The organism is Pseudomonas sp. ERMR1:02, assembly GCF_002277815.1.
Classification (GTDB): Bacteria; Pseudomonadota; Gammaproteobacteria; order Pseudomonadales; family Pseudomonadaceae; genus Aquipseudomonas.
Map to the genome: position 1 here is coordinate 113,549 of NZ_NKJI01000002.1, position 24,910 is coordinate 138,458.

Annotated in this window: 27 protein-coding genes, 3 tRNA genes and 3 pseudogenes; 13 read left to right on the forward strand and 20 right to left on the reverse strand. The window is 57.4% G+C overall.

The window, feature by feature from the left end; all coding sequences use genetic code 11:
• The first annotated feature begins 21 nt into the window (after nt 1–21).
• From pgsA to CES87_RS04115, 5 genes are all read left to right on the forward strand, one after another.
• Nucleotides 22–582, forward strand: a complete 561-nt coding sequence (gene pgsA / locus CES87_RS04095) for a CDP-diacylglycerol--glycerol-3-phosphate 3-phosphatidyltransferase (RefSeq protein WP_060540641.1) — start codon at nt 22–24, stop codon at nt 580–582.
• A gap of 63 nt (nt 583–645) precedes the next feature.
• Nucleotides 646–721: transfer RNA gene (locus CES87_RS04100), tRNA-Gly, on the forward strand.
• A gap of 46 nt (nt 722–767) precedes the next feature.
• Nucleotides 768–841: transfer RNA gene (locus CES87_RS04105), tRNA-Cys, on the forward strand.
• A 237-nt stretch (nt 842–1,078) separates the two neighbouring features.
• Nucleotides 1,079–1,165: transfer RNA gene (locus CES87_RS04110), tRNA-Leu, on the forward strand.
• 169 nt (nt 1,166–1,334) lie between these two features.
• Nucleotides 1,335–1,742 (forward strand): thioesterase family protein, encoded by a 408-nt coding sequence (locus tag CES87_RS04115; RefSeq protein ID WP_128605067.1) that lies wholly within the window; start codon nt 1,335–1,337, stop codon nt 1,740–1,742.
• Between the two features lie 629 nt (nt 1,743–2,371).
• Here CES87_RS04115 and CES87_RS04125 read toward each other — a convergent pair.
• The 12 genes from CES87_RS04125 to CES87_RS04190 form a co-directional block, all read right to left on the reverse strand.
• Nucleotides 2,372–2,656: a hypothetical protein gene (locus CES87_RS04125; RefSeq protein ID WP_128605069.1), complete on the reverse strand. Its 285-nt coding sequence runs from the start codon at nt 2,654–2,656 to the stop codon at nt 2,372–2,374.
• Between the two features lie 553 nt (nt 2,657–3,209).
• Nucleotides 3,210–3,653, reverse strand: a complete 444-nt coding sequence (locus CES87_RS32305; RefSeq protein WP_178081371.1) for a hypothetical protein — start codon at nt 3,651–3,653, stop codon at nt 3,210–3,212.
• 179 nt (nt 3,654–3,832) lie between these two features.
• A complete protein-coding gene (locus CES87_RS04140; RefSeq protein WP_256590822.1) occupies nt 3,833–4,126 on the reverse strand; it encodes a hypothetical protein in 294 nt (97 codons plus the stop codon).
• A gap of 447 nt (nt 4,127–4,573) precedes the next feature.
• Nucleotides 4,574–4,774, reverse strand: a complete 201-nt coding sequence (locus tag CES87_RS04150; protein WP_128605364.1) for a hypothetical protein — start codon at nt 4,772–4,774, stop codon at nt 4,574–4,576.
• 376 nt (nt 4,775–5,150) lie between these two features.
• Nucleotides 5,151–5,435 (reverse strand): hypothetical protein, encoded by a 285-nt coding sequence (locus tag CES87_RS04155; RefSeq protein WP_128605071.1) that lies wholly within the window; start codon nt 5,433–5,435, stop codon nt 5,151–5,153.
• Nucleotides 5,436–5,639: 204 nt separating this feature from the next.
• Entirely contained in the window at nt 5,640–5,870 is a 231-nt protein-coding gene (locus CES87_RS04160; RefSeq protein WP_034147138.1) for a hypothetical protein, read from the reverse strand.
• A gap of 192 nt (nt 5,871–6,062) precedes the next feature.
• Entirely contained in the window at nt 6,063–6,284 is a 222-nt protein-coding gene (locus tag CES87_RS04165; protein WP_128605072.1) for a hypothetical protein, read from the reverse strand.
• A 72-nt stretch (nt 6,285–6,356) separates the two neighbouring features.
• Nucleotides 6,357–7,376 (reverse strand): DNA topoisomerase IB, encoded by a 1,020-nt coding sequence (locus CES87_RS04170; RefSeq protein WP_128605073.1) that lies wholly within the window; start codon nt 7,374–7,376, stop codon nt 6,357–6,359.
• 76 nt (nt 7,377–7,452) lie between these two features.
• Complete coding sequence (modC, locus tag CES87_RS04175; protein ID WP_128605074.1) at nt 7,453–8,532, reverse strand: molybdenum ABC transporter ATP-binding protein; 1,080 nt, start codon at nt 8,530–8,532, stop codon at nt 7,453–7,455.
• A 3-nt stretch (nt 8,533–8,535) separates the two neighbouring features.
• Nucleotides 8,536–9,216: a molybdate ABC transporter permease subunit gene (gene modB, locus CES87_RS04180; RefSeq protein WP_128605075.1), complete on the reverse strand. Its 681-nt coding sequence runs from the start codon at nt 9,214–9,216 to the stop codon at nt 8,536–8,538.
• Nucleotides 9,217–9,984, reverse strand: coding sequence for a molybdate ABC transporter substrate-binding protein (modA, locus tag CES87_RS04185; protein ID WP_128605076.1), 768 nt, complete (start codon nt 9,982–9,984; stop codon nt 9,217–9,219).
• A gap of 262 nt (nt 9,985–10,246) precedes the next feature.
• Entirely contained in the window at nt 10,247–11,311 is a 1,065-nt protein-coding gene (locus tag CES87_RS04190; RefSeq protein ID WP_128605077.1) for a nitronate monooxygenase family protein, read from the reverse strand.
• A 207-nt stretch (nt 11,312–11,518) separates the two neighbouring features.
• Here CES87_RS04190 and CES87_RS04195 point away from each other — a divergent pair, with 207 nt between their 5' ends.
• Nucleotides 11,519–12,502: an MDR family oxidoreductase gene (locus CES87_RS04195; protein WP_128605078.1), complete on the forward strand. Its 984-nt coding sequence runs from the start codon at nt 11,519–11,521 to the stop codon at nt 12,500–12,502.
• A gap of 100 nt (nt 12,503–12,602) precedes the next feature.
• Here the strand turns inward: CES87_RS04195 and ada are convergent, their stop codons facing one another.
• The 5 genes from ada to CES87_RS04215 all read right to left on the reverse strand — a co-directional run bounded on the left by ada (nt 12,603) and on the right by CES87_RS04215 (nt 15,848).
• A complete protein-coding gene (gene ada, locus CES87_RS04200; RefSeq protein WP_128605079.1) occupies nt 12,603–13,697 on the reverse strand; it encodes a bifunctional DNA-binding transcriptional regulator/O6-methylguanine-DNA methyltransferase Ada in 1,095 nt (364 codons plus the stop codon).
• A gap of 87 nt (nt 13,698–13,784) precedes the next feature.
• The gene (alkB, locus tag CES87_RS04205) at nt 13,785–14,450 is read right to left on the reverse strand and encodes a DNA oxidative demethylase AlkB (RefSeq protein ID WP_128605366.1); all 666 of its coding nucleotides are present in this window, start codon (nt 14,448–14,450) and stop codon (nt 13,785–13,787) included.
• 5 nt (nt 14,451–14,455) lie between these two features.
• The gene (locus tag CES87_RS04210) at nt 14,456–15,160 is read right to left on the reverse strand and encodes a 2OG-Fe(II) oxygenase (protein ID WP_128605080.1); all 705 of its coding nucleotides are present in this window, start codon (nt 15,158–15,160) and stop codon (nt 14,456–14,458) included.
• Between the two features lie 166 nt (nt 15,161–15,326).
• On the reverse strand, nt 15,327–15,497 hold the full coding sequence (locus CES87_RS32310; RefSeq protein ID WP_172668643.1) for a hypothetical protein: 171 nt from the start codon (nt 15,495–15,497) through the stop codon (nt 15,327–15,329).
• Between the two features lie 48 nt (nt 15,498–15,545).
• Complete coding sequence (locus CES87_RS04215; protein ID WP_007912251.1) at nt 15,546–15,848, reverse strand: DUF1883 domain-containing protein; 303 nt, start codon at nt 15,846–15,848, stop codon at nt 15,546–15,548.
• A gap of 213 nt (nt 15,849–16,061) precedes the next feature.
• On the opposite strand from CES87_RS04215, the pseudogene CES87_RS04220 reads away from it, so the two are divergent.
• Nucleotides 16,062–16,417 (forward strand): annotated as a pseudogene (locus tag CES87_RS04220) (hypothetical protein).
• Nucleotides 16,418–16,489: 72 nt separating this feature from the next.
• Nucleotides 16,490–16,718, forward strand: a pseudogene (locus tag CES87_RS04225) (hypothetical protein).
• A gap of 11 nt (nt 16,719–16,729) precedes the next feature.
• On the opposite strand, the gene CES87_RS04230 reads toward CES87_RS04225, so the two are convergent.
• Nucleotides 16,730–17,011, reverse strand: coding sequence for a hypothetical protein (locus tag CES87_RS04230; RefSeq protein WP_128605081.1), 282 nt, complete (start codon nt 17,009–17,011; stop codon nt 16,730–16,732).
• 144 nt (nt 17,012–17,155) lie between these two features.
• A complete protein-coding gene (locus CES87_RS04235; RefSeq protein ID WP_128605082.1) occupies nt 17,156–17,344 on the reverse strand; it encodes a hypothetical protein in 189 nt (62 codons plus the stop codon).
• Nucleotides 17,345–17,629: 285 nt separating this feature from the next.
• On the opposite strand from CES87_RS04235, the gene galU reads away from it, so the two are divergent.
• Nucleotides 17,630–18,469: a UTP--glucose-1-phosphate uridylyltransferase GalU gene (gene galU / locus CES87_RS04240; protein WP_128605083.1), complete on the forward strand. Its 840-nt coding sequence runs from the start codon at nt 17,630–17,632 to the stop codon at nt 18,467–18,469.
• A gap of 132 nt (nt 18,470–18,601) precedes the next feature.
• Nucleotides 18,602–19,960: a glutathione-disulfide reductase gene (gorA, locus tag CES87_RS04245; protein WP_128605084.1), complete on the forward strand. Its 1,359-nt coding sequence runs from the start codon at nt 18,602–18,604 to the stop codon at nt 19,958–19,960.
• A gap of 90 nt (nt 19,961–20,050) precedes the next feature.
• Here the strand turns inward: gorA and CES87_RS04250 are convergent, their stop codons facing one another.
• A complete protein-coding gene (locus CES87_RS04250; protein WP_128605085.1) occupies nt 20,051–21,037 on the reverse strand; it encodes a DNA-binding protein in 987 nt (328 codons plus the stop codon).
• 176 nt (nt 21,038–21,213) lie between these two features.
• Between CES87_RS04250 and CES87_RS04255 the strand changes: the two genes are divergently transcribed.
• The 3 genes and pseudogenes from CES87_RS04255 (at nt 21,214) to ahpF (ending at nt 24,641) form a co-directional block, all read left to right on the forward strand.
• Nucleotides 21,214–22,173 (forward strand): site-specific integrase, encoded by a 960-nt coding sequence (locus tag CES87_RS04255; RefSeq protein ID WP_128605086.1) that lies wholly within the window; start codon nt 21,214–21,216, stop codon nt 22,171–22,173.
• Between the two features lie 217 nt (nt 22,174–22,390).
• Nucleotides 22,391–22,953 (forward strand): annotated as a pseudogene (gene ahpC, locus CES87_RS04260) (alkyl hydroperoxide reductase subunit C).
• Nucleotides 22,954–23,078: 125 nt separating this feature from the next.
• Complete coding sequence (gene ahpF / locus CES87_RS04265) at nt 23,079–24,641, forward strand: alkyl hydroperoxide reductase subunit F (RefSeq protein WP_128605087.1); 1,563 nt, start codon at nt 23,079–23,081, stop codon at nt 24,639–24,641.
• Nucleotides 24,642–24,910: the final 269 nt, after the last annotated feature.

Consider the following 24,910-nt stretch of genomic DNA (forward strand, 5'->3'; position numbering starts at 1 on the left):
ACCTCGTAGCCAGTTGTGCCGATGAATATCCCTAATCTGATTACCGTTCTACGCGTCCTGCTCATACCGATCTTCATTTTGCTGTTTTACCTGCCTTACCAGTGGAGCTACCTGGCGTCAGCCTCGGTGTTCGCATTTGCCGCTGCCACGGACTGGCTGGACGGGTATCTCGCCCGCCGTCTTGAACAAAGCACGCCATTCGGGGCTTTCCTCGATCCCGTAGCGGACAAGTTGATGGTTGCCGTCGCACTGGTTCTGCTGGTGCAGGAGCATGGCAACCTGTGGCTCACGTTGCCGGCTGCTGTCATCATCGGTCGTGAGATCGTTGTCTCCGCCCTTCGCGAATGGATGGCCGAACTCGGCGCCCGCGCTCACGTGGCCGTGTCTAACCTTGGCAAATGGAAAACCGCCGCGCAGATGCTGGCGCTGGTGATCTTGCTGGCCAATCCGTCGGACTTCAGCTTCTGGGTCCTGCTCGGTTATACCTTACTGATGGTGTCCGCCGGCCTGACTTTGTGGTCCATGGTCCAATACTTGCGGGCTGCCTGGCCGCATCTGAAGACCGACGTCGAAAAGAAATAAAACTTTTTTGAATCAAGGGGTTGACGGGGCTTCTGGATTCTATAGAATGCGCCACACCAAGACGCGGGAATAGCTCAGTTGGTAGAGCACGACCTTGCCAAGGTCGGGGTCGCGAGTTCGAGTCTCGTTTCCCGCTCCAAGTTTGTACGCATTTGATGTCGCGCTACTGACAGCAAATGTTTTGAGGCCGAGTAGCAAAATGGTTATGCAGCGGATTGCAAATCCGCCTACGCCGGTTCGATTCCGACCTCGGCCTCCACTATAAACAACCCCGTAGATCGATGGTCTACGGGTTTTTTATTGGCTTCAGGAAAATGAAATTTTCCGCAATTTTCTTAATCTTGACGATCACTGTAGAAACGCTTCGTAGGTCCATGATTTATGAAGTTTTTTTATTTTAGGGTTCTGCAAGATTTAGTCCGGAAAATCGCACTCGTAACCTTGCTTCACCGGGGCTGGATGTATATATTTGCCCCCTCTGATTCACCGCGCTACCGCCCGAATGGCGAAACTGGTAGACGCATGGGACTTAAAATCCCCCGCTCGTAAGGGCGTGCCGGTTCGATTCCGGCTTCGGGCACCATCTAAAATCAAGGGTTTTGCGGGCGAAAGCTAATGCAAACCCTTGTTTGTTTCTGGTCCACTATTTAGGAGTTGGATGACCGTCCAGCTCATCGAGTTGTCTACCCCAAGCAATCAGGAGCGGCGACGTGGTTGTTTGAGCTCTGTCACTCAATGTTAAGGACTGATCTGTGCCGAACTCAGTAGTTATTAAGAGAAAGGTATTGTTCGGCGACTGTGATCCGGAGGGGATTGTCTATACACCCAGGTTTTCGTACTTCGTTGTTGAGGCCGTTCATGATGCACTTACAGTTTGGCTGTCCGGTCCCGGATTAAGAACCCTGCTTGGATTTAATTTACTGCCTCCGGCAAGGGCCTTCTCGCTAGAGTTTCTTCATCCGGTCACTTGGGATGACGAACTCTCCATGAAGGTAAGTGTTTCCAGTGTTGGGCTTCACTCGTTCACATTTCTAGTCGAGGGAAATGTAGCGCCAGATGTTATGGCATTTACTTCTAGCCTTACACACGTTTGCATCTCACCGGTTACCAGGGAAGTTATAGAGGTTCCTGAGCAACTGAGGGCGTTACTCCAGTCTTGAGCGTTGTAGTTGCTCGGACGAGACAAAGCGGGCTTGGCGACGAAATCTTACGCTCTACCTCAGCCAGCCAAGGATCATTGGCTGGCTGAGGTAGATGCGCTTCATGCGGCCACCTGCTGCCGGATACGATGGGGCAGTGTCGGCGCCCGAAGTCTTCGAGGAACACTGTGATCGGATTAAGCCGCGGGGCGCCGGTGATAACCCGCTTCGTCACTGTCGAGCGCTCAACCTTCAGCGGCTCAGCGATTATGTTTTCTGTGGGTATGTGGCGTCCTATGCCGGTCATGCCCGGGCGATGGAGGGTGATGTGTTTGGTGGTCACGACCACACGATTGTTTTGCACGCCTGCCGCAACAAGGCCCTCCTGAGCTGGTGGTGGACTGCATGCATCAAGCGATGCGGTGTATTCCTCGTAGAGCTTTCCCGCGCCAAAGGCGGATGTGTGATGCAGCCTGGTTGAGTAGGCAAGAACCGCGTTTTCCTGCCTGTTGTTCCGCCCAAGCGGATGGTCGTTCTTGTCACGCTCACTTGTCATAAAATGTGAATGCGCTCGACCTTCTTGCCGTAAGCGAAGACGCGATCTACTTGCCGGGTGATGTCTGCAATCACCGCGTCTCGCGGATGCGGCATTAGCTCGGCGAACATCTCGCGCCTCCCTTCCGCCTATCGGACTTTTCCTCGAGTTGGATGGCGAATTCCATCGCTTCTCGGTAGTTGAAACGGAAGGCCCAAGTCTTGCCTGTGTATCGTTCGACGACCTGGTAGATGCCGAGCTTCTTGGTCACCACCTGGAAGCGAACACCGCGGCGCGACTTTAGTCGATCAGTACGCCAGAAAAAATCGATGCGTGCTGCATTGGAGCAGGCGAGCAGGGCGTCGAGTTCATCTAGGCGCTGCAGAAAGGATGAATGCATGTTTGATCCTCGAAGTGTGGAGCATGTATTGGTAAGTGCTCTTAGCGTTAGCTGCTTGCCTGTGGATGCAGAGGTGAGTTCTGACGAATAAAGGTAGTCGTAAAAAAGCCACATCGAAACCTGACTTTCGATTCGTTGCTAACGCCTCCATACGTGACTGGATGCGACAGCAGGGTGGTGGCAATTTGGGAGAGTCGGATTAAGGAGAGTTCAGATGGGTATCAATGATTGCTGCCAAGTGTCCATGCACCTCTTCTTGTCCGGTGGGAGCGAGGCCGACAGGCCGTAATCGCTAAAATCCCACATAGCCGCAGTCCGCAAGGGCCCGGATGACTGTTTCAAAGTCTTGAGGTTATGGGCGCCGCACTGGCGCACGTCTTCAAATTGCTGTGCATGGGGAAATCGATCGGAAAGCACAGCCCGGTTGACCGGGTTGAGTTCAACGTGCCAGGCGCTTCAGGCTTCGGATGCCATTCAAAATCAAGGATTTGCAAGCGAAAGCTAATGCAAAGTCTTGTTCATTTCAGAGTTGCAATTACTTCTGGCGCGCTCGTCATTCACATGCAGTGGTGACTGCCTTTTCGGCCCGCTGGATTTCCTGCTTTACGTCAGTGGTTATCCGCTGCTCCTTGAACTGTTGTCCAAGGAAGGGCTGATCGCCTCGTGACTTCACTTCTGCATCCGTTGCGGCAACCTGTGCCTCGACCGTGGCGGAATGCTTCGTAATGACTGCCTCCACTTCTTCTTTGGTTTGAGCGGTATCCAGAGCGTGGATGAGTTTGCCCACCTCGGCCTTTTCCGCTTCGGCGTATCCTTCGACTGACAAGCCGGCGGCCATGGCTCGCGCCTGGATTTCCACGGTCTTCAGATGTTCCTGAGCAACCTTGCACAGCTCTTCCTGTCGCCGATTCTTACTGGCCTCCCAAGTGTTTAGCCCGTAAGCCAAGGCACCTGCAAATGCCACGATGACCGTAGCGCCAATCAATCTGCCTTTCACGGTTACGTACTCTTGAAAGAGAAGGGAAGAGGAGTGATCGTTCGATTCTGTCTGAGAGTGGAAAGACTAGCTCAGTATGCGGGGGAAGGGTTACTCAGTGGATCGCAGGTATGCAAAAGCCCCCAATGGGAAGCAGACGATAGGGGTCGTGAAAGAGCAGGTCGCGGCCTCAGTAATGCTCAGCCTTCGGAGTCATTACTTTCTTGTTTATCGCCCTCATCACTGGAGTTCGAGGACTCCGCTTCTTTTTTCAGGGTTTGCGAATCAGCACCGGAATTTGAACCGGATGCTTCCTCGCCTTTTTTGTTGGCCTTGTCCTCCTCGGAGTCCGCGCCATGAGCCTGGTTGATCCCGGGAATAGCGCCAGGTAGAAGTGGGGATCCCTGCTGTTTCGTATCGGCGGCAAATGCATACAGCAAGGAACTCGATAACAGGGCTACAACCGTGAGAGCGGCCATTTTTCTGTTCATCATTTGATTCATCCGTGCGAAGAAATGTACTGCTTTGGAAGAACAGCGAAGGAAAAGGTGCCGAGCGTCTGACGAAATGGCTTACTTGCAGGCTTTTCTAAAACAAAAGCAACCGCGAGGCGGCCTGACAGCCGACCTGGTCGCGGGCCTGACTGCGATCCTATTGTAGGAGCGAGCCTGCTCGCGAAAAACCGCCAGACAACGCGATCATCCAGACAGGGCGCGTTATCGTTGATGTCCATCGCGAGCAAGCATCGCTCCTACAAGGTCAACGCATTCGCTTGAAATCAGGTCGGCTGTCAGGCCGCCTCGCTTTGTTTTTGATCCAGGCGCCCCGTTAAACGATGATGCCTGCGTTAAGGCATGCCGAGCCAGCCCACAACCTAAAGTGAACAGCATTACGGCATTGGACCGGGCTTTTTAGCATGAGTAGTTTCTACTTTGACCGATTCAACCGTCATTGCCCGGTTGAGCCTTTCGCCGATCACTGCCCGTAGGGTTGCCGCTGTTTATCAGTCTCCTTTCCAGCAAAATATTTTGCAGCGCCTGGCGGTCTGACGGGGTCAGCTGATGCTCTCGCTCCTTGAGTTCGAGCAGGATCGGGCTGGACCACTGGCGATAGGTTTGTTCGGCACTACGAATGGATGACATCTCTTCCTCCCTGATCAGGCTCCTGCCAAAAAAAGGTGCCGCAGTTCGATACGCAGGAGACCCTAGTCGAGGAAGTAGATTGTCGCCAATGCAGCACGTCGGCGCTGAAGTCTCTTCGCCCCAGACGCCCGTCGCAGCCGTGCGCCGGACATAGTCGGAAAAGTCTCGCACTGGCCGTCCCAGAGCACGCTGCACGCCATCGATAACCGGTGTGTTTCGACCGTCGAGAACAGTGGTGGGTCGAGGATGAGCCAGGGCTTCAAGCCGCTTATTCGGACGTGCATGAACACAACGACTGTATAAACCAGGTCCGATTTTCTGCGTGGGCAACATCCGGCGACCGAATCGACATCGACTCAGCCGCCGATGCGGTCGTTTAAACGAAAGGTTGGCCGGTAAAACCACGGGGCAGTCTTTGCGTGCCGGGCAGGGCAGACAGGCGCTCCGTCCAGGCCTGGCGCCAGTCAGTAACGGTATGGGTGACTCTGGCGTTGCGTACGGCGCGCCGTGCAGCGTTGCGTTGGACTTTGCGCGCATCTTGGTAGGCGTCGGTATTTCGGCAACTTCTGCATTTGACCCGGTTGAGTTCAAGGGTTGAGGTAAGGTTGTTGCCTTTGTGCCCGCAGGCCAAGTGCCCGCTGACTTTGAAGTGAGTGACCATCGTACGTCTCCTTGTGACGTGTGATTGTTTGACCTCACACGCGTGGTGACGTTCGTTGCCTGTCTTGGCAAAAAAAATCCCAGCGCTTGGCTGGGTTGAGTGGAAACGTGAAATTCTCGGGCAGGCATACCCACGGTGACGAGGATGTCGCCGCTCAAGCCTGCGCTTTCAGACCATCTATTTGCATCAGCTGTCCGGATCGACTCATCTGAACCTTGGCAGCGGCCGATCGACAGGTTTCAGCGCCGACAAGGTGTTGCGGATCAGTGGCGTATCCTTCTCGATGTCGTTCAGGCGATCGCGGATTCTGAGGGCGGTCGGATGTCCGCCTTGATGATCGACCCAATCGGCGATTTCCTTGCACGCCGCAGCCAGGCGAACCTGACGGGAATCAAGCAGGGTGAGCAGGGTGGTGATGGACTCTTTTTCGGACATGGGAAACACCTCCGTTTCCGTTGAAGATACCTGTCAGGGCAGATGTAGGAGCGAGCTCGCTCGCGATGGTCGTTAACGATTACGCGTGTCGACTGACGGTACGCGGCGCTCTTTAGTCCATCGCGAGCGAGCTCGCTCTTACAGTGATGAGTTCTTTCCAGTATACACCCGTAAAAAGCACGTCATGGCTCATCAGCCTTGACGGGCCGTCACTTGTGACCTGGCATTCAGCTGCCGGCATATGCGTTTGGCGTCTACTTCAAGTTCGTAGCCGTCACCGATGAAGCCGTTGGTTCGGGTGTCGTTTATGCGGTACCAGAAGGCGGCATCAGGGGGTGGGTGACCGGCTTCTCCGGCCCGTCGGCCATGAATGACGATCTTGTTGCAACGCTTCACGACGAAAATGTCTTCCATGGCTTCACCGCAGCTGATTCGTGTACAGATCAACTATAGAAGTCATTTGTAATCGTGCAAAAAATAGACAGGTCAATTCGTCGGCTCAGACGCCAGTTTCTCCAGCAACATCGCCAGGGCCACTTCTTCGGCACGTAATCCTTTGCGAATCCTGGGTCTGGGCAATTGGGCCAGTGCGCCCAGATGAAATCCCTCGAGTACTCCAGGATGGATATAGCACTTGCGGCAAACTGCGGGCGTATTACCCAGCTGTCTTGCGACATTTTTCACCGTCTCCACCACTTGCCGTTTCGCCTCCGATTCCGGTTGCCACTGTAATTCGCGCAGCACAGCCAGTGCCAGGGCGCTGCCGGCCCAGGTGCGGTAATCCTTGGCAGTAAAATCAGCGCCGGTCAGTGTTTGCAGGTAAGCGTTGATGTCGGCGGACGTGATCGTGTGTCGTTCCCCGTTCTCGTCGAGGTATTGAAAGAGGTTTTGCCCGGGTATCTCCTGGCAACGTTTGACGATTCGCGCCAGTCGCCGATCCTTCACGGTGATTTGATGTTCTACGCCACTTTTGCCACGAAACTGGAACTGGATCGCGCTGCCGTTAATCTCCACATGACGGTCGCGCAAGGTGGTCAGGCCGTAAGAACGATTGTCCCGAGCATACTGGGTGTTGCCAATACGGATGAGCGTGGCATCGAGCAAGGTGATGACCGTGGCCATGACCTTTTCGCGGCTGAAACCCGGCGCTGCCAATATCGCTTCCAGTTGTTTGCGCAATTTCGGCAAAGCCAGGCCGAAATCCCGCAAGCGCGAGTATTTGTCGCTGTCGCGCACTTCGCGCCAGCGCGGGTGATAGCGGTATTGTTTGCGACCGCGCGCGTCCCGGCCGGTGGCTTGCAGATGCCCGCGCGGGTCGGTGCAGATCCACACATCGGTGTAGGCCGGTGGCACCGCTAGTGCGTTGATGCGTTGAATTTCGGCAGGATCATTGATGCGTTGGCCGAGCGGGTCGAAGTAGCAGAACTTGCCTCGCAGTTTTTTGCGGGCAATTCCAGGCAGCGTGTCATCGACGTAATGCAGGTCGGGCGGCAGTGCATCGGGCATGGCGATTGTCCTGGGCGAGGAAATCCGGGGTCGTTACAGCCATTGACCCCACGCCGCCGCGGTCGTGCCAGCGAAGTTATGCCAACACGGCCACGGCTTTGATTTGCGCCCAGAACTGCTGGCCGGGATGCACGTTCAACTGGTCGCGGGAGAAACGCGTAATGCGCGCCAGAAGAGGCGTGCCCGCCGCGTCCAGACGCACCAGCACATGAGCGGCGTTGTCAGCCCCCATTTCACTGACCACGGTGACTGGCAGGCGATTGAGAATGCTGCTGTGTTCGGCGTTGTGCAGGCTCAGGCTGACATCCCGCGCTTGCACTTTGCAGCGCAATGCCTGGCCCGGCGTCATTGGCTTGTGCGTCACACGAATGTTCAGGGCCGTGTCGGGCAGTTGCAGGGTCAGCAACTGGTAATCGCTGTCATAGCGACTCACGCGGCCTTCGATCACCACACCGGCGTCATCGCCCAGCGCCAGCGGCAAGTCGAGGCGCGCGAGGGTCTGGCCGATGGGGCCGCTGGCCAGCGCCTTGCCATTGCTGAGCAGGACGATATGGTCGGCCAGCCGCGCCACTTCATCCTGCGAGTGGCTGACGTACAACACCGGGATATCCAGTTCATCGTGCAACCGTTGCAGGTAAGGCAGGATTTCGCTTTTGCGCTGGGAGTCCAGTGCGGCCAGCGGCTCATCCATCAGCAACAGTTTCGGGCTGGTGAGCAGGGCACGGGCGATGCCGATGCGCTGCCGCTCGCCGCCCGACAGGTTCTGCGGATGGCGATCGAGCAGATGGCCGATTCCTAGCAGCTCGGTCGCGTGGGCCATGTCGACCCGGCGCTGGTGTTTCGGGATTCGTTTCAGGCCGAATTCCAGGTTGGCCAGCACCGACAGATGTGGAAACAGACTGGCTTCCTGAAAAACGTAACCCAGGGCGCGTTTGTGCGGCGCCACGAAAATTTTCCTGTCGCTGTCCTGCCAGACTTCGTCGTTGACCTGGATAAAGCCCTGATCGGCCCGCTCCAGGCCCGCGATGCAACGCAGGCAGGTGGTCTTGCCCGAACCGGAGTGACCGTAAAGCGCAGTGACACCACGGCCGGGCAAATGTAAATCAACATCCAGGGCAAACCCCGAATAACTCAACTTCAGACGCGATTGAATCATTGATCAGCTCCAGCCCGGTTTGGTTTTTCGGCTGGAGTAAAGCGCCAGCAGTACCGCAAAGGAGAACACCAGCATCGCCCCGGCCAGCCAATGGGCCTGGGCGTATTCCATGGCTTCGACGTGATCGTAGATCTGCACCGAGACTACGCGGGTCTTGCCGGGAATGTTGCCGCCGATCATCAGTACCATACCGAACTCACCGACGGTATGGGCGAAGCCGAGGATGGCCGCAGTGATGAAACCGGATTTGGCCAGGGGCAGAGTCACGCTGAAGAAGGTGTCCCAGGGATTGGCGCGCAAGGTCGCGGCCACTTCCAGCGGGCGAGTGCCAATGGCGGAAAAAGCATTTTGCAGCGGCTGAACCACGAACGGCATCGAGTACAACACCGAACCGATGACCAACCCGGCAAAACTGAAAGTGAGGGTGCCAAGCCCCAGTGACTGGGTGAAGTGGCCGACAAACCCGTTAGGACCGAGTGCCAGCAACAGATAAAAACCGATCACCGTGGGTGGCAGCACCAGGGGCAGGGCGACGATCGCCCCGACCGGGCCGCGCACCCAGGATTGGGTGCGCGAGAGCCATAACGCCAGCGGAGTGCCGATCACCAACAGGATCACGGTCGTCAGGGACGCCAGTTTCAGGGTCAGCCAAATGGCGGAAAAATCGGCACTCGTTAGCGTCATTTAGAGTTGGTAACCGTAGGACTTGATGACAGCGGCGGCTTTCGGGCCCTTGAGGTAGTCAACCAGCGCCTTGGCGGCTGGATTGTCCTTGCCCTTGTTGAGAATGACCGCATCCTGTTTGATCGGGTCATGCAGGTTTGCCGGAACGATCCAGGCCGAACCGCTGGTGACTTTGCCGTCTTTGTAGATCTGCGACAAGGCAACGAAGCCCAATTCGGCATTGCCGGTGGACACGAACTGGTAGGCCTGGGTGATGTTCTGGCCTTCAACGATCTTGTCCTTGACCTTGTCGGTCAGGCCTTGCCTGGCCAGTACTTGGGTCGCCGCCTGACCATAAGGCGCGGCTTTCGGGTTGGCGATGGACAGATGCTGATACTGGTTATCGCTCAGCACTTTGCCCTTGGCGTCGACATAGCCCTCTTTGGCCGACCACAGCGCCAGAGTGCCGATGGCGTAGGTAAAGCGCGAGCCCTTGACCGTGTCGCCTTCTTTTTCCAGTTTTTCCGGGGTGGTGTCGTCCGCCGAGAGGAACACTTCGAATGGCGCGCCATTTTTGATCTGAGTGTAGAACTGACCGGTCGCACCGAACGAAGTCACCAGTTTGTGGCCGGTGTCTTTTTCGAAATCGGCCGCGATCGCCTGAATCGGCGCGGTGAAGTTGGCAGCGACCGCCACCTGGACTTCGTCCGCCTGGGCAGAGCCAAAGGCGAACACAGCGATCAGAGTCGCAAGGCTTGTAGGGGCAAAACGTGAGGCACGAATGGGCATGAAACGGCTCCGTTAAAGGCAAATGTTACAAGGGGGTGAATCGCTATGTATTTAAATATATAGCGAAATGCCTGCAAACGGAATGTGTGGTATGCGCGTTATTGAAGACGCGCATCACCCTGTAGCAGCTGGCGAAGCCTGCGTTGGGCTGCGCAGCAGTCGTAAATTCAGCTGCCTCGATTATCCTGAAAGACCGTGTAATCAGGTTTCACGACTGCTGCGCAGCCGAACGCAGCCTTCGGCAGCTGCTACAAGGTTCAGGTCAGGCGCGAGTCAGCTTGGCCAATCCTTCCTCAGCCAGTCGCCGGGTCAGTTGCGCAGTCGTCAGTTCAGCGCCTAACGTGAACGCCTGGCCGGCCCAGAGGTTGCTGAAATCCGCTTCGCCTTTGGCCCGCAACGGCATCAGCGCACCACCGGCCAGCGGGAAGGCCGGCGCCTTGGCGCTTATCGGCCCTAGCTCTCGCATCACCCGATTGAGAATCCCCCGCGCCGGGCGTCCAGTGAAAACGTTGGTGATGGCAGTCTCGCTTTCCCTGGCTGTACGCAACGCCTTGTGATGCGAAGCACTGACCTTGGCTTCCGGCGTGAACAGATACGCGGTCCCCACTTGCACCGCCGAAGCACCCAACATGAACGCTGCCGCAACCCCCCGCGCATCGGCAATGCCGCCAGCGGCAATCACCGGTACTTTCACCGCATCGACGACCTGAGGCACCAATGCAAATGTACCGACCTGGCTGCTCAAGTCATCGCTGAGAAACATTCCACGGTGTCCGCCCGCTTCGTAACCCATGGCGATGATCGCGTCGCAGCCATGCTGTTCAAGCCAGATGGCTTCTTCAACCGTGGTGGCCGAGGACAGCACTTTTGCTCCGGTGGCCTTGACCCGATCCAGTAGGGATTTTTCCGGCAGGCCAAAGTGGAAGCTCACGACTTCAGGGCGAAACTCCTCGATCACTGCGCAACCTGCGGCATCGAATGGAGCGCGATTGGACACTGGCGTCGGCGCATCGAAGTCGACACCCAACTCCCGGTAATAGGGTTCCAGTAGATCCTTCCAGTCGCGTGCGCGTTGCTCGTCGACTGGCGGTGGTTGATGGCAGAAAAAGTTGACGTTGATCGGGCGCTTAGTGTGTTGACGAATGGTCTTCAGCTCTTCGCGCAATTGCTCGATGCTCAGCATCGCTGCCGGCATGGAACCCAGGCCACCGGCGTTGCTCGCCGCGATGACCATGGAAGAATTGGTGGCTCCGGCCATTGGGCCCTGGATGATCGGCAGTTCGATCCCGAGCAGGTCAAGAATGCGGGTGTCTGGCCATTGGCTCATTTGGGTGTTCTCCGACGTTGAAACCGGGCAGGGACGGTAGATGCGGATTTGTAGCAGCAATGGCCGACGCAAGGCCAGTCAAGTTTCACCTGGTCTGCAATGGATCGTCCCGCCGTTGTGTGAATTGGATTAAAGTCGAGTACGGCAATTTTTTGCGATGTGGTATTTAAATCACACCACAACAGGTGAACCCACCAGGAGGCAGTCATGTTCCAAGGCATTTTGATCGATAAAGACGACAGCGGGTACCGGGCCACACTGCAAGAGATCAATGACGATCAACTGCCCGAGGGCGATGTGACGGTGCGTGTGGCATACAGCACGTTGAATTTCAAGGATGGCCTGGCGATCACCGGCAGCAGTCCGGTGGTGCGAAAATTTCCCATGGTGCCGGGTATCGATCTGGCGGGGACCGTCGAAGTCAGTGGGCATCCGGACTACAAGGTCGGTGACAAGGTCCTGCTCAATGGCTGGGGTGTAGGCGAAGGGCATTGGGGCGGTCTGGCGCAGAAAGCGCGCTTGAATGGCGATTGGCTGATCCCTCTGCCCAAGGCGTTTACCGCTGCGCAAGCAATGGCCATCGGCACCGCAGGTTACACCGCGATGCTGTGCATCCTCGCGCTGGAGCATAACGGCGTGACGCCCGAGCAAGGCGAAGTCCTGGTCACTGGCGCCAACGGCGGTGTAGGCAGTTTCGCTATCGCACTGTTAAGCAAACTGGGCTACCGAGTGGTTGCATCCACCGGTCGTACGTCGGAGCACGACTACCTCAAACAGCTGGGCGCCAGCGAAATTATCGATCGCTCCACGCTGTCAGAGCCAGGCAAGCCCCTGGCCAAGGAGCGCTGGGCGGCGGTCATCGATTCGGTCGGTAGCCACACCCTGGCCAACGCGTGTGCCAGCACCAAGGCCAACGGCACTATCGCCGCCTGCGGTCTGGCTCAGGGAATGGAATTCCCTGCATCGGTCGCACCGTTCATTTTGCGCGGCGTGACCCTGGCCGGCATCAACAGCGTGACGCAACCCAAAGCCAAACGCGTAGAGGCGTGGGGTCGCCTGGCGCAGGATCTGGATTTCAACCTGCTGCCACTGATCAGTCATGAAATCGGATTGAGCGAGGCTATTGATGCGGCACCGCGCTTGCTTGCCGGGCAATTGCGCGGGCGGGTTGTGGTCAACGTGAATCGCTGAGTGAGCACTGGGCCCTTGTAGGAGCGAGGCTTGCCCGCGAAGAGGCCAATGAAGCCGCCAAAAGCTTCGCGGGCAAGTCGGATCGCCGCACCGCTCGCTCCTACAGGGGATTGCATCGTTCAGAGGGGGAGGTGGTGCTTTCTCGGTCGAGCAACTGCCGTTTACGCTCCACACCCCAGCGATACCCCGACAGGTTGCCATCGCTGCGCACCACGCGGTGGCAGGGGATCGCGACTGCCAGGCTGTTCGCGCCGCAGGCTTGTGCCACTGCGCGAACGGCTTTCGGTGCGCCGATTCGCTGGGCGATATCGGCGTAGCTGGCGGTACTGCCGACGGGAATTTCCTGCAAGGCTTGCCAGACCCGCTCCTGAAACGCCGTTCCGCGCACATCCAGGGGCAAGTCCAGGCCTAGAGCCGGGGCTTCGATAAAGCCCACGACCCTGGCGATCAACTGTTCGAACGCTTGATCGGCACCGATCAGGTTGGCGCGGCGGAACCTGTCCTGCAGGTCGCAGACCAGTTGCTGCGGATCATCACCCAACAGGATCGCGCACACCCCGCGCTCGCTTTGCGCCACCAGAATCGCCCCGAGGGAACATTGGCCGACGGCAAAACGAATGTCGTTGTTCTGGCCTGCGGCGCGGTAATCAGCGGGTTTCATACCAAGCACTTTATCCGCCGCCTCATAGAATCGACCGTTGGAGTTGAAGCCGGCATCGTACAAGGCGTCAGTGACCGAGCCCCCATCCGCCAGCCGCTCCCGCACCCGACGTGAGCGATGGGCCGTGGCGTAACCTTTGGGCGTCAATCCGGTGACTGCCTTGAATACCCGATGGAAGTGAAAACTGCTCAGCCCTGCGATTCGGGCCAGTTCATTCAATGCAGGAAGTTCCTCGGCGGTTTCGATCTGGCGGCACGCGGCGGCGACGGTGGCGGCATGTTGAGCGGCAATGTCGCTTTGATCCTTGGCCGCGCGTTTGCTCGGCCGATAACCCGCCGCTTGAGCAAGCTCGGCGGTATCAAAGAACTCAACATTCTGCGGTTTCGGCAAGCGTGCCAGACTGCTGGGATTGCAGTAGATCCCGGTGGTTTTCACCGCGTAGACAAACTGTCCGTCCGCCTGTGGGTCGCGGGCGATAACAGCGGCCCAGCGTGGATCGTTTTCGGTGCTGATTTTTGTCGATTGGCTCGTCATGGCTTTACATCCGTTGACCCGTTTCCCGCAGATTAACCACCCGCCAGTACTCCCACACTCCGGCGCTTGCGGTCAAACTCGAGAGCTTCATCCTGCGGTCCGAAAGGTGAAGTTGATGCGCTGCTGACCCAAATGCGGGTGTTGCCCGTCCTTGATGGGCAGGACGCCGTGATAACGCAAGCGATCCACGCCGCCCCAGACCACGATGTCACCATGCAGCAATGGCACCCGCTGGCTTTTGTCGCTGCGGGTGAAGCCGCCGAACAGGAACATGGCCGGCAACCCCAGCGACACCGAAACGATAGGCGCTGCGTAGGACTTTTCGTCTTTGTCCTGGTGCAATGACATTTTCGCTCCCGGGACATAGCGGTTGATCAGGCAGGAATCCGGTACAAACTCCGTAAATCCTGCTTCCCGCGCTGCCGCTTGTGCCAACTGGAAAAACACATCGGGCATTTGTGGCCAGGGCAGGCCGGTCTGCGGATCGTTTCGGGTGTAGCGATAACCACTGCGGTCGGTGGTCCAGCCCCACGTGCCGCAGCTGCTCAGGGCGACCGACATGGTGAAACCGCCAGGCGTGACCATCTGGCGAAACGGCGCAGCCGTCAGCACTGCATCCAGCGCGGGCAGCAAATTGTCCAGCCAGGGCAGGGCAAAGCCTCTCAAGACAAAGGATTGCTCACCGATCTGCTCACGCCGGGGCTGCTGATCGGGCTCCGCATCGGCAAACAAGTCAAAGTTGCTCGGGTTCATGGGGCTCATGACGCATCGTGAAAGATAATGCCAAGGGTATGCCGTTTTCCGCTGTGCAAGCGACTGACGCCATGGCGCAAAGTCACCCGGTAGTAACCGCGCGCACCTATGACGGGGCGCTGGTTGACCGCAAAGATCAAACCGTCACCTTTTTTCAGACCGATGACCTGCGGGCGTGACTGCATTCGCGGGCGCTGCTCTGTCAGTACGAACTCGCCACCGGTGAAATCTTCACCGGGTTCTGACAGCAGAATCGCCACTTGCAGCGGGAAAACGTGCTCGCCGTACACGTCCTGATGCAAGCAGTTGTAGTCCTGCGGCCCATATTGCAGCAACAAGGGGGTCGGGCGTTGCTGGCCGGCGGCATGACAACGTGCAAGGAAAGCTTCGTGGCTTTCAGGAAAACGGCTCGGCAAGCCCATCTGCTCATGCCAGCGATTGGCAATCGGCACCAGTCGCGGGTAGAACGCGTTGCGCAGTCGAGCTACCAGAGTCGGTAGGGGGTAGCTGAAGTATTTGTACTCGCCACGGCCAAAACCGTGACGGGCCATGATCACTTGCGAGCGAAAGGGTTCGGATTGCGCGTACAGGGCGCTGACTTCGTCACAGGCTTTATGGCTCAACAGCGACGGGATGGCCGCGCAGCCATCCTGATCGAGTTGCTGCTCCAGCGTTGTCCAATCAAGATTGTCCAGGTATCGCTCGCTCATCGACGGGCCTCGCGGTTCAGCCGCATCGATGCGCAAAGGATGAAACGAGCGTAAGAGGTGACCATTGCTCTGACTCCTTGACCCAAAGGGGAAGTGGCCAGTCTATGACGCGCCGAAGATGCGAACACTCCGGCGCTTGCGATCGAATTTCAACGTCTGGATCGCCTTACAGCGCCTTGCTGACACTGATTTCGCTGATGACGTCTTCGCTCTGGCCGTGCAGGGCGTCCAGCGCAGCCTTGGCTTCTGCTTCGGTGCCGTTTTCCAGCTGGGCGAATTCGAAGCGGCGTTCGCCATTGAGTTTGTACTTGATGACGTATTTGGTTGTCTGGGCCACGGTCATACCTGCCTGTCTGTCTCTGTGTTTAAGAGCGGGTAGCGTCACTCAGCTCAATTTTGTGCTGGAGCGGCGGATGATCTTGATCGAGTGGGTCAGGGTCGGTTTGCGGGTCACGCTGATCGCCCGGCGGTTGACCGTGTCGATGGTGATGTTCCAGAAACCGGTGCTCGGCGCCGTGATGCGGGCCGGGAAGGTGTCGAACGCGCCGCCGTGGTAGGTGTGGCGGCCGCCATTTTTGAAGCTGCGGAAGTTGGCGTCGTTCATCAAACGGATGTTGCACATCTGCGAGCATTGAATGACGACGATGTCGTCTTCGTTGAGATGCTCGCGCTGGTGAATAAATTTCATGGGCGCCTCCAGAAGGGCTTTTTCTACAAAATCAAAACGATAGCTATGGGCGATGGGCGCAGTTTATCAGCCCGCAAGCGTTATTATCTGGGTGTCGAGATCTGTTTTGGCAATTAAAAGCGGTTATTTGGCGCTGGGTGAGGGTTAAATGCAGTGAGTACCGGAGAAAAATCACCTTGGTGCTGTCGGAGGGTCTTTAACGGGAGGTTTGGTATGAAATGGGGTATGTGGGTCCTGCCATTGGCGTTGGCGACAAGTGGTTGCGCAAGTGTCTCGGAGATCAGCGAGACGCTGCCCACCATGAACGTGATTTCAGGCAAGAAACCCCAAGAGTACGCGCAATGCCTGAGCGAAAAACTCGCCAGCAGCCGCGGCGCGTTGCAAATCGAGCCACAGAAAAACGGCGTGCGGGTGATCGTGCCGCAGAAGTTTTCATCGGGGCCGGCCGCGGTATTCGATATCGAAGAGCGCTCAGGCGGCAGCGGATCAAACTTCATGAGCGCATTTCCAACGTGCCACTGCGCCCCCGGGATGTCCGCGATGCCGCGACTGCGTGCATTTCCGGCTGATAGACTACTGGCATTCAACACACATGCCGTCAAAGCAATGCCTTGACGGCATTGTCATTTCTGGAGTCGGGCATGAAGCGAGAGCGGGTACGGGAGCAGCACGCACAAGGGCATATCTGTGCTACCATGTGATTCAAATCCAGCGAATCTTGGCGAGTGGATTGTGTTTTTCAAGAAGAGCGCCGGACGCAGTTTTTTTCTAGTGGACGATAGCGACGAAGTCGAGTCCTTTGCGCGGCTGGATGACTTGATCGAGACCTTGCGCGGCCTCGGGATCAAATTCGCCGAAATCCACATGTAGGGCAGGGCGCCTTACTTGCAGACCACCACGACATTGCGGTTCTTGTAGTTGCCGACATCAACGCCCAAGGTCTTGTCGCTTTCCTTGGAAGCCGGTGTGCCGTCGGTGCCCACGATGCGGTAACCGGTGCCGGCACAGGAAGCATCGGCCTTTTCATAGCAGGTCGCCCATGAGTTGGCCTCCCCGGAGCAATCGATGGCCAGGCCTTGTTCGCCGTTGTTCAGGTAGGTGGTTTCGGACGTCGCGCAGCCACTCAGGGCCAGTACCGCAATCAGTGGCAAAAATTTCATCATGTTGTGGTCGTCGTCGTCATAGTGATGGTGGGCAAAGGCTGTGACAGCGCCGCGGGCAAAAGGTTATAGCGATAGGCCACTTCCTTTGCGCGATCACAAAAAAGCCCTGCGCAATGGCAGGGCTACGGTCGCTTCGGCTGTCGATCAGTTCTTGTCCTTGCCGCGGCGCTTGGGTTCCGGGTGTTCAAGCTCCAATACCGATGCCACTTCAATCGCCATGGCTTCAGTCGGAAAAGGTCCGGCGACAGTTTCGCCAGCGGCGCTGTCTATCTGCCATTGGCCGTCTTTTGCCTTGTTGATCAGGAACCCGTTGACGCTTTTTGCTTCCGACATCTATCTGCCTCGTTGGCTGGTTCAATGCGCCATGATAGCGCCAAATGCACGCGGGTGCAGATGGGTGTAGGGTGGTGCGATTGTCTGTTCAGTGGCGAAGCGTGCAAACCTGCCGGTCTCTGCTATGACTAACAGGCTTCTGACGGATGAAGACCCCTTGCGGAACTATCCGCAAGAATATTTCTCTATGATGGCATCGGTTAGCCAGCGCGGGGCATTGTAAGGTGCGCGCCGCCTGATTAGACTGCGCCGAACCTCGTACACACAGCCCTTTCAAGGACTTTTATGATCAAGAAATGCTTGTTCCCAGCAGCCGGTTACGGTACTCGCTTCCTGCCAGCGACTAAAGCCATGCCCAAAGAAATGCTGCCGGTGGTAAACAAGCCACTGATCCAGTACGGCGTCGAAGAAGCACTGGAAGCCGGGTTGACCGAAATCTCCATCGTCACCGGCCGTGGCAAGCGCGCCCTGGAAGACCATTTCGACATCAGCTACGAGCTGGAAAACCAGATCAAGGGCACCGACAAGGAAAAGTACCTCGTCGGTATCCGCAAGCTGCTCGATAACTGCTCGTTTTCCTACACCCGCCAGACCGAAATGAAAGGCCTTGGCCACGCGATTTTGACCGGACGTCCGCTGATCGGTGACGAACCTTTCGCCGTGGTGCTGGCGGATGACCTGTGCGTCAACCTCGAAGGCGATGGCGTACTGACCCAGATGGTCAAACTGTACAAGCAGTTCCGCTGCTCGATTGTCGCGATTCAGGAAGTCGATCCGCAAGAAACTCAAAAATATGGCGTGATCGCCGGCGAGATGATCCGCGACGACATCTACCGCGTTCACAGCATGGTCGAAAAACCAAAGCCGGAAGATGCGCCATCGAACCTGGCCATTATCGGTCGCTACATCCTGACCCCGGACATCTTCGACCTGATCGAACAGACCGAACCAGGCAAGGGCGGTGAAATCCAGATCACCGACGCCCTGATGAAACAGGCCCAGAACGGCTGCGTAATGGCGTACAAGTTCAAGGGCAAGCGTTTCGACTGCGGTGGCGCCGAAGGCTACATTGACGCGACCAACTTCTGCTTCGAGAACTTCTACAAGACTGGCAAGGCGTACTGATAGCGCGCCGCACCTGCTTGTATTGAAAAGCCACCTTCGGGTGGCTTTTTCATTTGTCGGCTTTAAATCATTTACAGCGCTTGCCCAACGGATGCCCGCAGGTATGCTGTTCACCTGCCGAGGAGATTGAAAATGGCCTACGATTTTGACCTTTACGTAATTGGCGCCGGTTCCGGCGGTGTGCGCGCTGCGCGGTTTGCTGCCGGTTTCGGTGCGAAAGTTGCCGTGGCCGAGAGTCGCTACCTGGGTGGCACCTGTGTAAACGTCGGCTGTGTGCCGAAGAAATTGCTGGTCTACGGCGCGCATTTCGCCGAGGACTTCGAGCAGGCTTCGGGTTTCGGCTGGAGTCTGGATCAAGCGCAGTTCGACTGGGCGACGCTGATCGCCAACAAGGATCGTGAGATCAATCGCCTGAACGGGATTTATCGCAACCTGCTGGTCAACAGCGGTGTGACCCTGCATGAAGGTCACGCCAAAATCATCGACCCGCATACCGTCGAGATCAATGGTGAGCGCTACAGTGCCAAGAATATCCTGGTCGCGACCGGTGGCTGGCCGCAGATTCCGGAAATTCCGGGGCACGAACATGCGATCAGTTCCAACCAGGCGTTTTTCCTCAAAGAGCTGCCAAAACGCGTGCTGGTGGTGGGTGGCGGTTACATCGCCGTCGAGTTTGCCGGGATTTTCCACGGCCTCGGTGCCCAAACAACGCTTCTCTATCGCGGTGAGTTATTCCTGCGTGGCTTCGACGGTTCCGTGCGCAAGCATTTGCAGGAAGAACTGACAAAGCGCGGTATGAATCTGCAATTCAACGCCGACATTGAGCGAATCGACAAACAGGCCGATGGCAGTCTGAAAGTGACGCTCAAGGACGGCCGCCAGCTGGAAGCCGATTGTGTGTTTTACGCCACGGGTCGGCGTCCGATGCTGGACAATCTCGGACTGGAAAACACCGCGGTCAAACTCGACAAGAAGGGTTTCGTCGAGGTGGACGAGCAGTATCAAACCGCCGAGCCGTCGATCCTGGCATTGGGCGATGTGATCGGTCGCGTTCAGCTAACGCCAGTGGCACTGGCCGAAGGCATGGCGGTTGCTCGACGCTTGTTCAAGCCTGAGCAATACCGCCCCGTGGATTACAAGATGATCCCGACCGCAGTGTTCAGCCTGCCGAACATCGGCACGGTCGGTTTGACCGAAGAAGAAGCGCGCGATGCCGGGCACGAAGTGGTGATCTACGAAAGCCGTTTCCGTCCGATGAAGCTGACCCTGACCGAATGCCAGGAGCGCACGCTGATGAAGCTGGTGGTGGATGCCAAAACCGACAAGGTGCTGGGTTGCCACATGGTTGGGCCGGAAGCTGGCGAAATCGTCCAGGGCCTGGCCATCGCCTTGAAGGCGGGCGCCACCAAGAGCCACTTCGACGAAACCATCGGCGTACACCCGACGGCCGCCGAAGAGTTCGTCACCATGCGTACGCCGGTCGCCTTGTAGGAGCGAGCTCGCTCGCGAAAAACTCAAGGGCGCCGCTGGACATCTGACTACACGCGTTATCGTTTACGACCTTCGCGAGCGAGCTCGCTCCTACAGAGGCTTGGTCGCCAGACGTACGCTTTCCTCAAGGTCCGCCTGGGCCTTGGTCAGTTCGATTTCCAGTGACTTGTTGATGTGCAACTGCTCGTCGACATTCTGCTTGAGCGACTGGCTTTCCAGCAGGGCGACGCGCAAGCGTTCCTGGAGGAGGGTGCGTTCGCCGTCAACACGAGTGGTTTGCTCCAGCAGTTGATCCTGACGGCTGTTGCTCTGCCTGAGCTGTTCTTGCAACGAACTCAGTTCGCGCAGCGTGCCGCGGTTTTCGGTCAGTAAGCGCTCGTTGTCGCGATGCAGCTGAGTGATTTCATCCTGGCGCACCAGAGCGCTTTGCTGCGCCTGACGCAACTCCATCTGCAGTTGCTGCACCTGACCTTCATGACGACTGTGTTCCTGCTCGCGCTGCTCTTTGGCGGCGTTGCGATAGTGCTCGAGCGCGTCGCGCGCATGCAGGTGCTTCTCTTCCAGCGAGCGGATCTGCTCGTCCTTGTCTTGCAAGCGTAGTTCGAAATCGGCCAGTGCCTGGCTCAGCCCGGCATTGCGGGTTTGCTCGGTCTGCAGCATGGCTCGGGTTTCTTGCAGGGCCTGGGACTCCTGGGTAAGTGCCAGGCTCTGAATCTCGTACTGCTGATGCAGTTCGGTGTTGGCTTCCTGCGCTTGTGTCAGTTGCGTTTCCAGCGCTTTGCGTTGCTGCTCGAACTGCTCGCAGGCCTGATCGATCGGCGCTTGTGCCTGCTCCTTCAAGCGTTGCGCCAATCGCGAAACCAGTGCCATCAACTCATCGTCGATGGGCTCGGACGGTTCTGTTTCTACTGGTTGAGGGTCAACACCCAGTTCCTTCATATACCGATGAATCGTGGTTTTCGAGCCGGTATTGCCCATTTCAATCCGTACTGCATCGATGCTTGGGTTCTCCCCGCGTGCAAGGATCGCCAAACGCGCAGCTTGCACTACTGCCTTATTTACACCGCCACGGGCCATGACTTCTCCTATGATTTCGTTGTGTGGTACGTACCACTGAAATACACATTGTACCATCCATGCTAAAAAGTTAAATACGGTTAGTTATTAACACGGGATATACTGGTATTACCCATGTGAAGAGCCGAAATCGGGTTTCGGCCTGTAAAAGCGGTACGCATTCGAGAGTTGACCCCATGACCGAGCTGGATCGTTACCTGCAAGCCGCGACGCGCGACAACACCCGTCGCAGCTATCGCGCGGCCATCGAACACTTCGAGGTAACCTGGGGTGGTTTCCTGCCGGCCACCAGCGATAGCGTTGCGCGCTATCTGGTCGCTCATGCAGGCGTGCTGTCGATCAATACTTTGAAGTTGCGTTTGTCGGCGCTGGCGCAGTGGCATAACAGTCAGGGCTTCGCCGACCCGACCAAGGCGCCGGTGGTGCGCAAGGTGTTCAAGGGCATTCGTGCGTTGCATCCGGCCCAGGAAAAACAGGCCGAGCCTTTGCAGCTTCAGCATTTGGAGCAAGTGATTGACTCGCTGGAGCGGGAGGCGACAACGGCCTTGGCTCAGGGCGACAGGCCGGGATTACTGCGAGCAAAGCGCGATACCGCCCTGATACTGCTGGGCTTCTGGCGCGGTTTTCGTAGCGATGAGTTGTGTCGTGTGCAGGTGGAGCATGTGCTAGCGAGCGCCGGTTCAGGCATCACCTTGTATTTGCCACGAAGCAAAAGTGACCGCGAAAACCTCGGCAAGACCTACCAGACGCCAGCCCTGCAGCGGTTATGCCCGGTGCAGGCATACATCGCGTGGATCAGCGAAGCCGCTTTGGTGCGCGGACCGGTTTTTCGCGGGATTGATCGTTGGGGTCACTTGAGCGAAGAGGGCCTGCACGCCAACAGCGTGATTCCGTTGTTGCGCCAGGCGTTTGGGCGCGCAGGGATTGCGGCCGAGCACTACACCAGCCACTCCTTGCGCCGTGGGTTTGCCACCTGGGCGCATCAGAGCGGCTGGGACTTGAAGTCGCTGATGAGCTACGTGGGCTGGAAAGACATGAAGTCTGCGATGCGTTACATCGAGGCCGGTCCTTTTCTTGGCATGACCCGTCTCGCCGAAAAACTCTGTAGGAGCGAGCCTGCTCGCGATGGACGCTAACGATAACGCGTGCTTTCTGAAAACACGCGTCACCTGCAAGTCCATCGCGAGCAAGCTCGCTCCTACAGAGAGTTCCTGCAGATCGTTTTCTTCTATTAATACTGTTGGCTAATAGCGAAAGCCAATCAGCAGCATCAGGTTTACCAATGGGCCAACCGTCCGTCGAGTGGGTAGAGTTCACTCCATCAACTTCACAACCCCTGACGGAGAGTCAACGATGCCTATCATCAACAGCCAAGTTAAACCGTTCAAAGCGACCGCCTACAAAACGGCGACTTCGTGCAAGTGTCGGACGCTGACCTGAAAGGCAAGTGGTCGGTGGTTTTCTTCTACCCAGCCGACTTCACCTTCGTTTGCCCAACCGAGCTGGAAGACCTGGCCGACAACTACGACGCATTCCAGAAGCTGGGCGTCGAAATTTACAGCGTTTCCACTGACACTCACTTCGCCCACGCTGCCTGGCACAACACTTCGCCGGCCATCGGCAAGATTCAGTACACCATGATCGGCGACCCGACTCACGCCATCTCCCGCAACTTCGACGTGCTGATCGAAGAAGCTGGTCTGGCCGACCGTGGCACCTTCGTGATCAACCCTGAAGGCCAGATCAAAATCGTCGAGCTGAACGACGGCGGTGTGGGTCGTGACGCTTCCGAGCTGCTGCGCAAAATCAAGGCTGCCCAGTACGTTGCTGCTCACCCTGGTCAGGTTTGCCCAGCCAAGTGGAAAGAAGGCGAGGCTACTTTGGCTCCGTCCCTGGACCTGGTCGGCAAGATCTAAGTCTGTGACGCGCAACTCAGGGCGGAACTCCGCACCTTGCAAGTAAGCTGCACCGCCCAATAAAAACGCCCGGGCGAGATTCGCTCGGGCGTTTTTTTTCGAATTCAAAAAAGGAAATCGCCCGTATGTTGGACGCCAATCTCAAAGCCCAGTTGAAATCGTACCTGGAACGGGTCACCCAGCCGATCGAGATCGTTGCTTCTCTCGACGACGGTGCGAAATCCCGGGAAATGCTCGAACTGCTGAAAGACGTTGCCAGTCTTTCCACCCAAATTACCTTGCTCGATAACGGGGATGATTCACGCAAGCCATCGTTTTCGATCAATCGCCCGGGAGCCGATATCAGCCTGCGTTTCGCCGGCATCCCGATGGGCCACGAATTTACTTCGCTGGTGCTGGCCTTGCTGCAAGTCGGCGGCCACCCCTCGAAGGCCAGTGTCGAAGTCATTGAACAAATCCGTTCGCTCAAAGGCGAGTTCAACTTCGAAACCTACTTCTCGCTGTCATGCCAGAACTGCCCGGACGTGGTCCAGGCGCTGAACCTGATGGCCGTGCTCAACCCGAACATCCGTCACGTCGCCATCGACGGCGCGCTGTTCCAGGCGGAAGTCGATGAGCGCCAGATCATGGCCGTGCCAAGCATCTACCTTAATGGTGTGAACTTCGGTCAGGGCCGCATGGGCCTGGAAGAAATCATCGCCAAGATCGATACGAGTGGCATCGAGCGTCAGGCAGAGAAGATCAGCGCCAAGCAAGCGTTTGACGTGTTGGTGGTCGGCGGTGGCCCGGCCGGTGCTTCGGCGGCGATCTACGCTGCCCGTAAAGGCATTCGTACCGGTGTCGCGGCTGAGCGTTTTGGTGGCCAGGTGCTGGACACCATGGCCATCGAAAACTTCATTTCCGTACAGGAAACCGAAGGGCCAAAACTGGCCGTGGCGCTGGAAGAACACGTCAAGCAGTACGACGTGGACATCATGAACCTGCAACGTGCCGACAAGTTGGTGCCGGGCACTAACGGCGAGCTGCATGAAATCCACTTCGCCAGCGGTGCGAAACTCAAAGCCAGGACCGTGATCCTCGCGACCGGCGCGCGGTGGCGTGAAATGAATGTGCCGGGTGAGCAGCAATACCGTAACAAAGGAGTGGCGTACTGCCCGCACTGTGACGGCCCGCTGTTCAAAGGCAAGCGTGTGGCGGTGATTGGCGGCGGTAACTCCGGTGTCGAAGCGGCCATCGACCTGGCCGGTATCGTGTCCCATGTCACGCTGCTGGAATTCGACGTGCAATTGCGCGCCGACGCGGTGTTGCAGCGCAAATTGCACAGCCTGCCGAATGTCACCGTGATCACCAGTGCACAAACCACTGAAGTGACCGGCGATGGACAGAAGGTCAACGGCTTGCGCTACAAGGATCGTCAGACCGACGAACTGCGTACCGTGGAGCTGGAAGGGATCTTCGTGCAAATCGGTTTGTTGCCGAATACCGATTGGCTCAAGGGCACCATCGAGTTGTCGCCGCGCGGCGAGATCATCGTCGATGCCCGTGGTGAAACCTCGACACCTGGCGTGTTCGCCGCCGGAGACGTGACCACCGTGCCGTACAAGCAGATTGTGATCGCGGTGGGCGAGGGCGCCAAGGCTTCCCTGAGCGCATTCGATCACTTGATCCGCACGTCAGCCCCGGCATAAACGCCGACGCTGAAAACACAAAACCTTGTAGGAGCGAGCTTGCTCGCGATGGTCGTCAACGATAACGCTGGTTGGCAGAGATCCCGCGGCGTTCTCAGGTTCATCGCGAGCAAGCTCGCTCCTACAGAGAAAAACCCCATGAGCGATCATGGGGTTTTTTGTGGGTGCGCCAGGCATGGCGCGTTGCGCGCAAGCGCAACCAGCTTGGCTGTGGTGGCCTCGCTGGTGACTTGGAGGTGAAAGTCCTCTACACACCCGGCAAGGGGAAG

Bases quoted from the DNA above. Each gene is read 5' to 3' on its own strand.
- pgsA (WP_060540641.1), top strand. From the start codon at position 22: ATGAATATCCCTAATCTGATTACCGTTCTACGCGTCCTGCTCATACCG.
- CES87_RS04125 (WP_128605069.1), bottom strand. From the start codon at position 2,656: ATGCATTCATCCTTTCTGCAGCGCCTAGATGAACTCGACGCCCTGCTC.
- CES87_RS04140 (WP_256590822.1), bottom strand. From the start codon at position 4,126: ATGATGAACAGAAAAATGGCCGCTCTCACGGTTGTAGCCCTGTTATCG.
- CES87_RS04150 (WP_128605364.1), bottom strand. From the start codon at position 4,774: ATGTCATCCATTCGTAGTGCCGAACAAACCTATCGCCAGTGGTCCAGC.
- CES87_RS04155 (WP_128605071.1), bottom strand. From the start codon at position 5,435: ATGGTCACTCACTTCAAAGTCAGCGGGCACTTGGCCTGCGGGCACAAA.
- CES87_RS04160 (WP_034147138.1), bottom strand. From the start codon at position 5,870: ATGTCCGAAAAAGAGTCCATCACCACCCTGCTCACCCTGCTTGATTCC.
- CES87_RS04165 (WP_128605072.1), bottom strand. From the start codon at position 6,284: ATGGAAGACATTTTCGTCGTGAAGCGTTGCAACAAGATCGTCATTCAT.
- CES87_RS04170 (WP_128605073.1), bottom strand. From the start codon at position 7,376: ATGCCCGATGCACTGCCGCCCGACCTGCATTACGTCGATGACACGCTG.
- modC (WP_128605074.1), bottom strand. From the start codon at position 8,532: ATGATTCAATCGCGTCTGAAGTTGAGTTATTCGGGGTTTGCCCTGGAT.
- modB (WP_128605075.1), bottom strand. From the start codon at position 9,216: ATGACGCTAACGAGTGCCGATTTTTCCGCCATTTGGCTGACCCTGAAA.
- modA (WP_128605076.1), bottom strand. From the start codon at position 9,984: ATGCCCATTCGTGCCTCACGTTTTGCCCCTACAAGCCTTGCGACTCTG.
- CES87_RS04190 (WP_128605077.1), bottom strand. From the start codon at position 11,311: ATGAGCCAATGGCCAGACACCCGCATTCTTGACCTGCTCGGGATCGAA.
- CES87_RS04195 (WP_128605078.1), top strand. From the start codon at position 11,519: ATGTTCCAAGGCATTTTGATCGATAAAGACGACAGCGGGTACCGGGCC.
- ada (WP_128605079.1), bottom strand. From the start codon at position 13,697: ATGACGAGCCAATCGACAAAAATCAGCACCGAAAACGATCCACGCTGG.
- alkB (WP_128605366.1), bottom strand. From the start codon at position 14,450: ATGAACCCGAGCAACTTTGACTTGTTTGCCGATGCGGAGCCCGATCAG.
- CES87_RS04210 (WP_128605080.1), bottom strand. From the start codon at position 15,160: ATGAGCGAGCGATACCTGGACAATCTTGATTGGACAACGCTGGAGCAG.
- CES87_RS04215 (WP_007912251.1), bottom strand. From the start codon at position 15,848: ATGAAATTTATTCACCAGCGCGAGCATCTCAACGAAGACGACATCGTC.
- CES87_RS04230 (WP_128605081.1), bottom strand. From the start codon at position 17,011: ATGATGAAATTTTTGCCACTGATTGCGGTACTGGCCCTGAGTGGCTGC.
- CES87_RS04235 (WP_128605082.1), bottom strand. From the start codon at position 17,344: ATGTCGGAAGCAAAAAGCGTCAACGGGTTCCTGATCAACAAGGCAAAA.
- galU (WP_128605083.1), top strand. From the start codon at position 17,630: ATGATCAAGAAATGCTTGTTCCCAGCAGCCGGTTACGGTACTCGCTTC.
- gorA (WP_128605084.1), top strand. From the start codon at position 18,602: ATGGCCTACGATTTTGACCTTTACGTAATTGGCGCCGGTTCCGGCGGT.
- CES87_RS04250 (WP_128605085.1), bottom strand. From the start codon at position 21,037: ATGGCCCGTGGCGGTGTAAATAAGGCAGTAGTGCAAGCTGCGCGTTTG.
- CES87_RS04255 (WP_128605086.1), top strand. From the start codon at position 21,214: ATGACCGAGCTGGATCGTTACCTGCAAGCCGCGACGCGCGACAACACC.
- ahpF (WP_128605087.1), top strand. From the start codon at position 23,079: ATGTTGGACGCCAATCTCAAAGCCCAGTTGAAATCGTACCTGGAACGG.